Source organism: Salimicrobium halophilum, from assembly GCF_900100295.1.
In the GTDB taxonomy this organism is placed as follows: domain Bacteria; phylum Bacillota; class Bacilli; order Bacillales; family Halobacillaceae; genus Salimicrobium; species Salimicrobium halophilum.
Genome location: NZ_FNEV01000012.1, coordinates 1 through 12,325, shown reverse-complemented (window position 1 = coordinate 12,325; position 12,325 = coordinate 1). Strand labels below are relative to the sequence as shown.

16 protein-coding genes and 2 rRNA genes are annotated in these 12,325 nt (G+C 47.0%); 2 read left to right on the top strand and 16 right to left on the bottom strand.

Annotated features, from left to right (window positions below):
• Positions 1-40: 40 nt before the first annotated feature.
• A complete protein-coding gene (locus tag BLQ44_RS14685) occupies positions 41-811 on the bottom strand; it encodes a TatD family hydrolase (protein WP_093194651.1) in 771 nt (256 codons plus the stop codon).
• Positions 812-895: 84 nt separating this feature from the next.
• Positions 896-2,839 (bottom strand): methionine--tRNA ligase, encoded by a 1,944-nt coding sequence (gene metG, locus BLQ44_RS14680; RefSeq protein WP_093194650.1) that lies wholly within the window; start codon positions 2,837-2,839, stop codon positions 896-898.
• A 290-nt stretch (positions 2,840-3,129) separates the two neighbouring features.
• Between metG and BLQ44_RS14675 the strand changes: the two genes are divergently transcribed.
• Both BLQ44_RS14675 and BLQ44_RS16405 read left to right on the top strand, forming a co-directional pair.
• Positions 3,130-3,408, top strand: a complete 279-nt coding sequence (locus tag BLQ44_RS14675; RefSeq protein WP_093194649.1) for an AbrB/MazE/SpoVT family DNA-binding domain-containing protein — start codon at positions 3,130-3,132, stop codon at positions 3,406-3,408.
• Positions 3,409-3,470: 62 nt separating this feature from the next.
• Positions 3,471-3,671 carry a hypothetical protein gene (locus BLQ44_RS16405; RefSeq protein WP_143004724.1) on the top strand — a complete coding sequence of 67 codons (201 nt, stop codon included), beginning with the start codon at positions 3,471-3,473 and terminating at the stop codon, positions 3,669-3,671.
• Positions 3,672-3,699: 28 nt separating this feature from the next.
• Here the strand turns inward: BLQ44_RS16405 and rsmI are convergent, their stop codons facing one another.
• The 14 genes from rsmI to BLQ44_RS14605 form a co-directional block, all read right to left on the bottom strand.
• Positions 3,700-4,566, bottom strand: a complete 867-nt coding sequence (gene rsmI / locus BLQ44_RS14670; protein ID WP_093194648.1) for a 16S rRNA (cytidine(1402)-2'-O)-methyltransferase — start codon at positions 4,564-4,566, stop codon at positions 3,700-3,702.
• Positions 4,493-4,819, bottom strand: coding sequence for a GIY-YIG nuclease family protein (locus BLQ44_RS14665; protein WP_093194647.1), 327 nt, complete (start codon positions 4,817-4,819; stop codon positions 4,493-4,495). Before BLQ44_RS14665 ends, rsmI begins: the two co-directional genes overlap by 74 nt.
• Positions 4,812-5,552 carry a tRNA1(Val) (adenine(37)-N6)-methyltransferase gene (locus tag BLQ44_RS14660; protein ID WP_093194646.1) on the bottom strand — a complete coding sequence of 247 codons (741 nt, stop codon included), beginning with the start codon at positions 5,550-5,552 and terminating at the stop codon, positions 4,812-4,814. Before BLQ44_RS14660 ends, BLQ44_RS14665 begins: the two co-directional genes overlap by 8 nt.
• Before the next feature lie 220 nt (positions 5,553-5,772).
• On the bottom strand, positions 5,773-6,114 hold the full coding sequence (gene yabA, locus BLQ44_RS14655; protein WP_143004727.1) for a DNA replication initiation control protein YabA: 342 nt from the start codon (positions 6,112-6,114) through the stop codon (positions 5,773-5,775).
• A gap of 16 nt (positions 6,115-6,130) precedes the next feature.
• On the bottom strand, positions 6,131-6,958 hold the full coding sequence (locus BLQ44_RS14650; RefSeq protein ID WP_093194644.1) for a PSP1 domain-containing protein: 828 nt from the start codon (positions 6,956-6,958) through the stop codon (positions 6,131-6,133).
• A gap of 6 nt (positions 6,959-6,964) precedes the next feature.
• A complete protein-coding gene (holB, locus tag BLQ44_RS14645; RefSeq protein WP_093194643.1) occupies positions 6,965-7,954 on the bottom strand; it encodes a DNA polymerase III subunit delta' in 990 nt (329 codons plus the stop codon).
• Between the two features lie 12 nt (positions 7,955-7,966).
• Positions 7,967-8,407, bottom strand: coding sequence for a YaaR family protein (locus BLQ44_RS14640; protein WP_093194642.1), 441 nt, complete (start codon positions 8,405-8,407; stop codon positions 7,967-7,969).
• A gap of 21 nt (positions 8,408-8,428) precedes the next feature.
• A complete protein-coding gene (locus tag BLQ44_RS14635) occupies positions 8,429-8,758 on the bottom strand; it encodes a cyclic-di-AMP receptor (RefSeq protein WP_093194641.1) in 330 nt (109 codons plus the stop codon).
• Between the two features lie 51 nt (positions 8,759-8,809).
• Positions 8,810-9,430 carry a dTMP kinase gene (gene tmk / locus BLQ44_RS14630; RefSeq protein WP_093194640.1) on the bottom strand — a complete coding sequence of 207 codons (621 nt, stop codon included), beginning with the start codon at positions 9,428-9,430 and terminating at the stop codon, positions 8,810-8,812.
• Positions 9,431-9,436: 6 nt separating this feature from the next.
• Positions 9,437-10,864, bottom strand: coding sequence for an aminotransferase class I/II-fold pyridoxal phosphate-dependent enzyme (locus BLQ44_RS14625; protein WP_093194639.1), 1,428 nt, complete (start codon positions 10,862-10,864; stop codon positions 9,437-9,439).
• A gap of 60 nt (positions 10,865-10,924) precedes the next feature.
• Positions 10,925-11,095, bottom strand: a complete 171-nt coding sequence (locus BLQ44_RS14620; protein WP_093194638.1) for a sigma factor G inhibitor Gin — start codon at positions 11,093-11,095, stop codon at positions 10,925-10,927.
• A gap of 130 nt (positions 11,096-11,225) precedes the next feature.
• On the bottom strand, positions 11,226-11,762 hold the full coding sequence (locus BLQ44_RS14615; RefSeq protein ID WP_093194637.1) for a hypothetical protein: 537 nt from the start codon (positions 11,760-11,762) through the stop codon (positions 11,226-11,228).
• Positions 11,763-12,071: 309 nt separating this feature from the next.
• Positions 12,072-12,186, bottom strand: a 5S ribosomal RNA gene (gene rrf, locus BLQ44_RS14610).
• Between the two features lie 51 nt (positions 12,187-12,237).
• A 23S ribosomal RNA gene (locus tag BLQ44_RS14605) occupies positions 12,238-12,325 on the bottom strand; the annotation flags it as partial.

Here is a 12,325-nt window from a genome sequence, read left to right as displayed (position 1 = left end):
CCCTGTACAATTCAAGAATCTCTGTAACATTCATGACACATTACGTGTCTATTCTGAAGAATTTCTTCGCATTCTCTGTCGTTCTCTCAGAAACCTCTTCATACGACAGTTCTTTAAGTTCAGCGATCTGCTCTGCAACCAGCGAGACCCAGGCCGGCTCATTTCTTTTCCCGCGATTGGGATGAGGAGCCAGGAACGGACAATCCGTTTCCACCAGCAAATGTTCCATGTCCACTGATTTTGCCACTTCTTTAGGTAATTTGGCATTTTTGAACGTCACAGGACCACCGAGGGAAATCATGAAATTCATATCAATGCATTTGTGCGCAAGCTCCACCGGCCCGTTATAACAATGCATAATTCCGCCGACTTCTTCCGCCTTTTCCTCTTCAAGAAGCTCGACAATATCTTCCGTCGCCTCCCGGTTGTGAATGATAATCGGAAGGTTGACCCTTTTCGCAAGAGCAATCTGTTTACGGAAGACTTCCTTCTGCACATCTTTCGGAGATTTATCCCAGTGATAATCGAGTCCCATCTCTCCGATTGCTACCACCTTCGGATGATCGGCGAGCTCTTCGATCCACTCAAGATCTTCCTCCGTCATATCGATAGCGTCCACAGGGTGCCACCCTACGGCTGCATAGATCCTCTCGTCATTCTCTGCGATTTCGAGAGCCTTCGGAATCGTTTTACGGTCAAAACCGACCACGGTCATATATTCCACACCCGCTTCCCTAGCACGACGGATGGTTTCCTCTCTATCTTCTTCAAATTGATCGGCATTCAAATGGACATGTGTATCAAATAGCATGTTTCGGCCTCCTTTTATTCTCCTTTTGATAAATGCTAAAGAATGGCAAGAAAAAAGGAAAGCCCGGAAGCTCTCCTTTTTCCATCACGTTACTTTTGCGCCGTTCTGAAGTGTCTGATCGACGGAAGCGAGGGACAAATGCCCGTTCTCGTCTTCTCCTGCCAGAATCATTCCTTCCGACAGCTCTCCACGCAGTTTCACAGGCTTCAGGTTACGGATGCAGATCACTTTCCGTCCTTTCAAGTCTTCCGGACTGTAATGTTCGGCGATACCTGAAACAACTTGACGCTGTTCATATCCGAGGTCGAGCTGGATCTTCAGAAGCTTGTTCGCTTTTTTGACCGGTACAGCCTTCGTCACTTCCGCTACACGGAAATCCATTTTCTGAAAGTCTTCGATAGTAGCTTCCGGAAGGTCCTCCGGCTTCTCCGGCCCTGCTGCCGGCTTTCTCATCATATCTTTGATGATCTGTGTTTCTTCTTCCACATCAAGTCTCGGGAAGATCGGTTCGCCTTTTTGGACCGTGGTGCCTTCTTTGATGTAGCTGAAGTCATCCAGGCTTGCCCATTCTTTTCCTTCTTCTTCCGTAATACCGAGCTGCTCGAAGATACGCTCAGGCGTACGCGTCATGAATGGACGAAGCATAATCCCGATATGACGAAGAGAAGAGGCGAGATGAGCCATTACATTCCCAAGACGCTCCTTCTGATTCTCATCTTTCGCCAATACCCATGGCGTCGTCTCATCGATATATTTATTCGTACGGCTAACAAAGCGCCATAGTTCACTAAGCGCAACAGAGAATTCCATGTTCTCGAGATTCTCTTCGACTTTTGCTCTCGTTTCCCGCGCCATCTTCTCGAGGTCTTCATCGACTCCGGTCTCGCCTGGGACGAGTTCAGGGATTTGACCGTCGAAGTATTTATTCACCATGGCTACGGTACGGTTCAGCAGGTTACCGAGATCGTTCGCCAGGTCATAATTGGTACGCTCGACGAATGCTTCAGGTGTGAACACTCCATCCGAACCGAATGGTACTTCACGAAGAAGGTAGTAACGAAGCGCATCAAGTCCATACCGTTCGCTCAACTGGACAGGGTCTACGACGTTCCCTTTGGATTTGGACATTTTTCCGTCCTTCATCAGAATCCAGCCGTGAGCAAAGACTTGTTTCGGAAGCGGAAGGTCAAGTGCCATCAGCATGATCGGCCAGTAAATCGTATGGAAACGGACGATTTCTTTCCCGACAAGCTGAACATCCGCCGGCCAGTATTTACGGAAACGTTCGTCGTCATCCGTATCATAGCCGAGTGCCGTGATGTAGTTACTGAGCGCATCAATCCACACATAGATGACGTGCTTCTCGTTTCCGGGCACTCCAATCCCCCAATCGAATGTCGTACGGGAAATCGCAAGGTCTTCGAGACCCGGTTTTATGAAGTTATTGATCATTTCATTCTTCCGGCTCTCCGGCTGAATGAACTTCGGATTATCTTCGTAGAATTTAAGCAGACGATCCACATATTTGCTCATTTCAAAGAAGTAGGATTCCTCTTTGACTTTCTCGACAGGGCCACCACAATCCGGGCAGTGCCCTTCATCCAGCTGACGCTCCGTGAAAAAGGATTCACAGGAGGTGCAGTACCAACCTTCGTACTCTCCGAGGTAAATGTCCCCTTTTTCCATCAGGTAATCGAAGATTTTAGCTACGACCTGTTTGTGTCGGTCCTGTGTGGTACGGATGAAATCATCGTAAGAGATGTCGAGTTTGTCCCACAGGTCCTGAATACCATCGACGATATCGTCTACATATTCGATCGGACTTACTCCTTTTTCTTCCGCTTTCCGCTGAATCTTCTGTCCGTGCTCATCCGTCCCTGTCAGATACATGACGTCGTACCCTCTCAGACGTTTGTAACGCGCCATAGCATCTCCGGCTACGGTTGTATAAGCATGTCCTATGTGAAGATTACCGCTCGGGTAATAAATCGGAGTTGTAATATAAAATGTATTTTTCTCCTCAGGCATGTAAGTCCCTCCTCAAGATTACGTTCCTTCTCTTAAATAGTCATTCCTAACTTTAAAATATACCGAATATGGAACGCCTCTGTCAAAAAAATCAGAGTCTTCCCTGCCGGATATTAGACGAACAGCCTTCCCTTATGTATCATGTATATACATAAGTAAATAAATTTGTCTAAACTTTTACAGCGTTTTGAAGTAAAAGCAATTGACATCACTGGGAAACCTTGGTATTATAAAGCCGAACCACCGTCGACATTAGGCGACAAACTTTTGAGTTAAGGGGAGAGTTTCACATGAAATCTACTGGTATCGTTCGTAAAGTGGACGAACTGGGCCGCGTCGTAATTCCGATCGAATTGCGCCGTACGCTCGACATCAACGAGAAAGATGCGTTAGAGATTTACGTAGACGACGATCGCATCGTTCTCAAGAAGTACAAGCCTTCCATGACTTGTCAGGTTACCGGGGAAGTATCCGACGACAACATGAAGCTTGCAGGCGGAAATCTTGTCCTGAGCAAAGAAGGAGCAGAACAGCTCGTAAAAGAAATTCAGGGTAAGACAGCCAAGTAATAACCTCTTTTTGAAAGAATGCACTTTTACCAACAGAGAGAAAAGGTAAAAGTGCTTTTTTCATGGGCAAAAATAGGGACAGCTGGCTGCTGTATGCGGACTTGCCGACCGTACTTGCGGACCAGAAGCACTTGTTTGCGGACGTTCGACAAGTATCGACAGTCGTTTGCGGACCTGACTGGAATTTGTGCGGACTCTGCCCGGGTTTCTGCTTCGAAGACCTTTTATTTCATGGAAAGGAAGACCGCCTTTCGTTTATGTGATGCTTTTTAAGCGGGATGACTAAGCTTTTTAGTCTCCAACATGATATTCCCGGTAAACATCACGTTTCGGGACACCTCTGTCCACCGCTGCCTTCTTAATCGCTTCCTTGTTTTTCATGCCTTCTTCTACATACGTATCGACGTGTTCCACCACGGTAAGAGATTCCCACCAGGAAGAGGTGATTTCTGCTTCGCCGCCTTCCACAACAATGCAAAATTCGCCTTTAAGCTCCGTCTCTTCCGCCCACACTGCAGCTTCCTCGAGACTTCCACGTAAAAATTCTTCATATTGTTTCGTCAGTTCCCGGGCTAGAGACACCTTGCGATCGCCGAAAACGTCGTACATATGACGGAGCATCTGCTTCAATCGATGAGGAGATTCATAGAAAACAATTGTTTCCGTGAATGACTTCCACTTCTGAAGCTCCGCTTCCCGGTCTTTCTTTTTACGCGGAAGGAAGCCGTAGTAAAAGAAGTGATCCGTCTTCAACCCGGAACCTACAAGGGCGACAAGGGCAGCGTTCGCCCCCGGAAGAACGACTACAGAAATCCCCTGATCAACCGCTTCTTTAATGATCTCTTCTCCCGGGTCCGAGATACCGGGCATACCTGCATCGCTGACGATCGCTACCGATTCACCATTTTCAAGCTCCCGGATCAATTCCTCGCCCCGGCTTTTTTCGTTATGTTCATGGTAGCTGATGAGCGGGGTCGTGATATCAAAATGCCGGGTTAGCTTTTTGGTATTCCGGGTATCCTCTGCAGCAATTTTATCGACGGAATGTAAAATATTCACCGCCCGATATGTCATATCCTCCAGGTTACCGATGGGTGTCGGCACGATGTATAGTGTTCCCTGGTCGTTCTTCTGTCGGTAGCTCTTTTGACTTCTCATGTTCCTTCCCCTCCCTGATCAGTCGTTCTTTGGACATGCGACTCAATCTCTTAATGCGGTATTCTTCCTTCATCGCCTCGCTCTTCGAAGCAAAACACTTCGAAAACATAAGGGCAAAAGGGCCCCGTCCTCTTGTATACTTCGCACCTTCTCCATTTTCGTGCTTTTTCATACGTGCCTTGAGATCATTGGTGTACCCTGTATAAAATGTCCCGTCTCTGCATTCCAGAATATAAACGTAGTGCTCATCCATACAGCATCTTTTCCGCTTCTTCGGTATACTTTCCTTCTTCATTGTACATATAGAACGGAGAGAGGATCGATAATCCCGACTTTCCATCACGTACTCCCTCAATCAGAATCATATTCGCTTCTTTCCCCGGTTTAGGATACACGAACTGGATCCGCTTCGGTTCGAGTTTGTACGCCCGAAACAGTTCGATGATTTCTATGAATCGTTCCGGACGATGGACCATGGACACCTTTCCGCCGGACTTGGCAAGCTTGGAAGAGGATTCCACCACTTCTTCGAGCGTACAGTACACTTCATGACGGGCAATCGTCAAATGCTCGTTGTCATTCCTCACCACTTCATCCGATGTTTTGAAATAAGGGGGATTCACCGTTACCAGATCGAACTTATCGTTTTTGAAATAATCGGGCATGTCTCTTAGATCTCCATGGATTATGGAAACTCTGTCTTCCGCCTCATTCAGCTTCACATTACGGACAGCCATGTCATAGAGCCGTTCCTGTATTTCCACCCCTGTTATAGGAACCCTGGAATGATTCAGAAAGAAGAGGGGGATCACCCCGTTGCCGGTGCATAAATCAAGGATTTTCCCCTTCGTTTTCGGAAGGTAGGTAAATCTCGCGAGAAGAGCTGCATCCAACGAAAAGGAAAATACGCTCGCGCTTTGGATGATCCTCTTATTCTCTTCGGCCAGTAAATAATCTATTCGTTCATCGTCGTACAAGTGAACCACATGCTTTCTCCTCCTGCCTGGTTATACTAATAAAAGCGGAAGCCCCTTGCCCATCTTCCCAAGTTCAAGTCGAACTTCTAAATGAGATGCTCTTTTCTTATTTCGAATTTCGACTTGTATCTTCGGGGAGATAGGCGCTGGAGCTGGATATTCCTCCACTTTCTATATCTTCTGACACACTAAGAAAAACGGACCTCCCTGAAAACAGGAAGGTCCGATCTCATGAACTGCGATTTAAAAATGACAGACAAAACAAACAATCTTCATCTCTTGGACTTCCGAAATGCAGGTTACAAATGTGAAAGCCTTCTTCATAAAGACGGGCTAAGTTATCATAACCCTCTCCTACGACAGGTCGACGGGAGCTGCCCTCGCCTTGAGCGCTCCCTTCGCTGTCTTCTTGATCCAGACGCTGGCGCAAATGATGATTCTCGATGGAGAGGTGCTGGTTCTCCTCAATCAGCATCGCCAACTGCTCCTTAAGTTCTCCAAGTTGTTGGTGAAGATCTCCAATCTGGGATTCCAGATTGGAGAACTGTTCAATGACTGTCTTTTTGTTCAGCGCGCCTCTCTCCTTGCTACTTTGCACCATTAGTTTCAAGCACCCCTTCATCGATAAGCTCCTGAAGGGAATACTCCAAGGTGTTCTCCTGATCTTTGAATTCGATCTGAACGACACGCTCAAGCATGTTCAGACCTACGACTTTCCCTTCTCCGAGAGACGTAGTGATACGATCGCCAAGATCCGGCAATTCCCGCTTCGCCTCTTCATAATCATCGTTCTCGTACTTCAGGCAGCACATCAAGCGACCGCATAATCCTGAAATTTTAGCCGGGTTCAGGGAAAGGTTCTGATCTTTCGCCATTTTGATGGACACCGGTTCAAAATCACCGAGGAATGTGGAGCAGCAAAGCATACGTCCGCATGGTCCTATTCCTCCGAGCATTTTCGCTTCATCACGGACACCGATCTGTCTTAATTCGATGCGTGTCCGGAAGACAGATGCCAAATCTTTGACGAGAGACCGGAAGTCCACGCGTCCATCGGCTGTAAAATAGAAAACGACTTTATTGCGATCAAATGTATATTCGACATCGACCAGATTCATATCCAGCTTATGTTCCTTAATCTTCTTCTCACATGTATCATAGGCTTCCTGTGCTTGGTCTTTATTCTCCTGGACAGTAAGCTTATCCTTCTCATCGGCTACCCGAATGACTTGTTTTAACGGAAGAACTACATCTTCTTCGTCTACTTCGCGGTTAGAGATGGCAACTTTCCCGAATTCTATGCCTCTCACCGTTTCGACAATGACGTAATCACTCGTCGTCAACTTCAAATTACCAGGACCGAAAAAATAAACCTTTCCTGCCTGCTTGAACCGCACACCTACTACTTCGACCATTCCGGATCAACACCTTTGCAATTGAAGTGTAAGTTGTTCCATCACGAGTGTGGGATGAACGTTCTGATGTATGTGACGTTTCGCCTCCATAATCCTAGCCATACATGCTGTTACCTGCGTGCGGGAGAAACGCATCATCGCGCGTTCTCTCTTTTCTTTCTCCTGGATGAATACGACTGCTTCCTCGCGTCCAAGGTGCTCATGGAGCATGTCTTTGAACCAGAGCATAAGTACATCCAGCCCCCGTTGCAGTGTATCTCTATCGGAAAAATGAGGCATCCACTGATGATTGACAAACAGAAGTGCTTCATTCGGTTTCGATTGAAGTACTTCCGTCAATTGTATCACTAATTTTCGAGCATTGGCAAACCAGTCTCCCTCCAACATCTCGAGAGCTTCCTCCCCATTATTCGTCAATGCGCTGAGAATGGAAGCGTTGGAAGTGGAAATTCCCTGTTCCATAAGAAAATGTTTCATCTTTTCCTGATTCAAGGGCTGAAAGGCGAGTTGCTGGCAACGCGAACGTATCGTCTGAATGATCGCTTCACTATTTTCCGTCAGTAAAATAGCCGTCGTCTCGCGGCTCGGTTCTTCGAGAAACTTCAACAGCCGATTCGATGCATTCACGGTCATAAGGTCAGCGGCTTCGATGACATACACCTTCCGATCAGACTCCAGCCCCGTATATGTGAATTCCTTCTGAAGAGTGAGGATCTGCTCTTTTTTGATAGAAGCGCCGTCCGGCTTGACCCAGTGCAGATCGGGGTGATTTCCTGAATCGATACGCCTGCACTCCCGGCATTCCTGACAAGGCTCTGTATCTATCACGTTCGGACAGAACAACGTCTTCGCCAAAAGACGGGCAGCTTCCCGCTTGCCCGTCCCCCGGTGTCCATAAAAAAGATATGCATGGGCCATTCTGTCTCTCTTGTAACTGTTCATAAGCATCTGTGCCGCGAGCGGCTGTGTCTCTTTCAATTGCCCCCAACGTTCCATGTCAGTCCGTCCTTACGTATATAAATTGATTAGCAGTCCTTTGATTTCTCCGATCAGTCCAAGTAGATCCACTGATTGTTCTTCCTGATCCATTACGGCTTCCGTCAACTCCGCGAGTTTTTCGTCCACCTCTTCGACGATTGTCAGCTTACGGTTCTGTCCCATGCGGCTCCAGCTGTGCGAATGCTTCAGGTTCATTCCATACTGAACAGATTCTTTCACAAAATCACGGATCAGCCGTTTGTACTTCGCCAGATCCCGGAAAGAACGGAAGCGGGCCAGACGCTCACCCTGTGCTGTGATGGTAGTCATCAACCGGTTCAACTGTTGTTGCTGGAGTTGCTGGGACTGAGCCCTTACCATGGAATCGAAGGATTTCGCCTTACCGGTCTGCTGGGTATTATGCTTTTGCTGCGCTTCCATCTGGGTACGCATTTCCTGACTAATCTTCATAAACATACTCCCTTACCCATGTTAAAAATGGAAAAACGATTCGATCGGCAGTACAAATACGTTCGCTCCCCCTACTTCCACTTTCACAGGTTTCGGAATATAAGAGTCGGCGTTCCCCCCCATAGGTGAAATCGGCGCTACCATCTGATCACGCTTAGAGCAGTTTTCTTCGATGATTTCGAGTACCTGATCTACGTCCTCATCATCCACTCCGATCATAAGCGTCGTATTCCCCTCTTTCAGAAATCCTCCGCGTGTAGAGAGCTTGGTTGATTTGTAATCGTGCTCAGAGAGGGCATCTGTCAGTCGATTGGTATCTTTATCCTGGACAATCGCCACAATCATTTTCATGGTTATGCCTCCTCAAACAATTTGTTACCTTCATTATATCAAAACAGTGGCTTACTTATTTGTATGATGCCCGATTGCTTCACGTACCTCGCTGATCACCCGGTCCAGCGGCTGGTCTGCATTGATACACTCGATACGCTCCGGATACTTCGCAGCAAGCTCAAGATAGGCATCGTACACTTTTTTGTGAAAATCGAGATTCTCCATATCCAGACGGTTCTTCTCCCGTGCACTATTGGCATCGATTCTTGCCAGTCCCTGTTCCGGAGTGATATCGAAAAACAGGGTCACGTCCGGCATCCAATCTTCAACAGCGAACTCATTCACGGTCATCACTTCTTCGATGCCAAGACCTCGCCCGACACCCTGATACACGAGACTGGAGTCGACGAAACGGTCACACAAGACAATTTTTCCTTCCCTTAAAGCAGGAATCACTTTCTCTGCAAGATGTTGACGCCTTGCAGCGGCGTATAGTAGAGCCTCTGTCCTGGCGTCCATCTCTTTATGTTCAGGGTCCAGAATGATGTGACGGATCTTTTCGGAGATTTTAATGCCGCCCGGTTCCCTTGTCGCGAGGACATCATACCCCTGGTCTTCCAATTCTTTATGAAGTATGCTGAGAACCGTCGTCTTCCCTGCTCCTTCGCCGCCTTCAAACGTTATAAACATATATACTCACGACCACGCTTCCTCGAATATAGTTAAGCTTGTTTCTATGTTTTCATTTTGGAACGTCGCCTGCTGTTTCAGAAGGATGCTGATCATTTCCACCTGCTCGCTCCGGATCCTTTCCCCTTTGAGAACGATGGGAATACCCGGAGGATAAGGAATCACCGCTTCCGCTGCAAGATAGCCGATCGCGTCCTCCAAATCTACAACAAAGGTAGGCATACGCTCCATTTCTTCGTAGGTTGCGTCCAACTGTCCCACAGCCGGAAACGCAATATCTGCTCCCTTTATTTTAGCATGCTTTTCTTCGTTTTGTAATAAACGACTGACTTCTTTGAAGGCATCTTTATCCTTCGCCCACATCTCAGAAACTTCAAGACCGAACGTCAGAAGCACCTCTTTGCTTGTGGCCATCTCCGGATATACCCCCTGTTCTTCCAACATAGAAGCCAGAGTGAATCCATCTATAGAAGCAGGGCGGATGGATACTTTCAAAAGATCATCTTTTTCTGTACGCGAGGAAACCTCCCATTGATCTGTGAAGGAATCCAGTTCTTCCCTGACTTTTTTCAAAAAGGAGAAAAGGTTTCCTTCTTTCCATTCAGCCAAATAGTTTCTCGCAAGATCAAGACTCGCAAGAATCGGGTAAGAAGGACTGCTGGATTGTACGACCTGAAGCTTGGAACGTAGCCGCTCCCGGGAAACGAGAGACCCCTGTATATGTATATAAGCTCCCATCGTCATCGCCGGTGCCATTTTATGTGCGGATTGCACGACGACATCTGCCCCTGTCGAAAGAGCGTCCTTTGGAAAATTATCATGCAGGGAAAAATGAACGCCGTGGGCCTCATCCACGAGCACAGGCATGCCTTTGTCATGAGCAAACCGGACGATAGCTTCAAGATCATAGGTTCTCCCGAAATAATCAGGATATGTCACAATAAGTGCAGAAGCATCAGGAAATTGTTCATATCCTTCTTGTACACGTTGAGCCGTGAAGTCACTGAATCTTCCCGTTTCCTCTTCCCACTCCGGACTCAGGAAAACCGGTTCAACCCCGGCAAGCTCAAGTCCGTGCATCACAGATTTATGGGCATTCCTCTGAACGAGGACGCGGCTGCCCCGACGACACACAGCAAGAATCATAGCCAGATTTCCTGACGTACTCCCATTCACAAGAAAGTGTGTCTCCTCACTTCCAAAATGATCGCGGGCCAATCCTTCCGCCGCACGGATCACTCCTGCGGGGTGATGGAGATCATCCAGTCCATCAATTTCCGTCGCATCTATTTTCAGAATCTCCCGGAAAATTTCTCTGGCCTCCTTGGGGAAGATCCTCCCGTTCTTATGGCCCGGCACGTGGTAGCTTTCCCTATTCAAATCTTTGTATCTCTGAAGAGCCTCCCATAAAGGGGCTCGATTTTGATCAACCATCCGATCGCTTCCTTTCATATGTTTCTCATCATATCAAAGAAAAAGACTACCTTCTATCGTTCAGAAAGTAGTCGAATAAGAAGCCTGCTTCAGTTTTTCAATGACCTCTCTGTATCTAGGATCTGTTGCCTTCAATTCCAAAAGTTCTTTTTCACAAGTGTGACAGATATAAGCCTGCAGGAAACGGATTCCGTTCTCGGATGTTCGATTGCAAATCGTGCATTTGGCCATGATTTCTCCCTCCTTGCTTTCTAGTATGTCTCCTGTTCTCAGAAAATATACATAACAATCTACTAGAAATCCAAGAAGCTAAAATTTTTCAGGCCAATGATAAGCTCATAGACAAAGAAGCAGTGTCCGGTTATTTCTCATTCAGTTCCTCCAAGAACTGCTCTGCATTGATATAATTGATACTTGTGAGCTCCCCTTCTTCGTTCGTATCCGCCTTGCCTTTGATCTCCATCGTTTCCGTTTTCTCATTTTCCGTGTTCATGTAGGCGAGGGTCACGGTGAAACCGTAATCGCCTTTGTCTTCTTCTAAAGCTATTTCCTCAGGTTCTAGCTTGTAGTTCGGATGAGCCTGCTGCAGGAACATCAAAGCTCCATTCGAGTTCACAAATCCCTCGTAGAATCGATCACTCATATATGGCTTGAAATTCTCCCTGTAATACTCGGAAAGCCTTTCTCCTTTGGTTTGTGCATCACTTGAGAATAGATCTTCATGTTCTTCACCTGGCCCGGTAAATATATGTTCCAAAACGGTTTGAGTGTTTTCCTCAGCGCTATTTTCGCTTTCATCGGCGCTGGCACCATTCTCTTCAGCGTTCGTACAACCGACAGCCAGCAGTAGAGTAGCTACCACCAGAAAGAACATTCCGTACGTCTTCAACCTTTCCATCCAACCACTTCCTCTTTATCTAGTTACTACCTATATACGGAACATCCCCTTCTCCGGTTTCAGGTTAACCATTTTTTTTAAAACAGGGGAAACTTAGTCCGCAACTTTGGGTTGAATATCTATGTAAAAGAGTAAAAAAAGTGTACCTTAACTTTTAGTATAATCCGATTTTCATAAGAATTTCATAAAAGTCATCGCATAAGAAAGGTTATGGTGTGCTTTCTCCCCCAGCACATGCCATAACCATCGGATAATCTACCTCTATGAAACACAAAAAAGCCCAGAGGGGGTGGCCTCTGGGCTTCGTCAATGTGGCAGCGCCCTACTCTCGCGGGGGGTAACCCCGACTACCATCGGCGCTGAAGAGCTTAACTTCTGTGTTCGGCATGGGAACAGGTGTGACCTCTTCGCTACTACCACCACATCACTTTGAAGGATGAACCTTCAAAACTGGATAAGAAACGTTGACCAACGTATAGAGAAGATCTCGATGGATTAGTATCCGTCTGCTGCACGTGTCGCCACGCTTCCACACCGGACCTATCAACCTCTTCGTCTCAGAG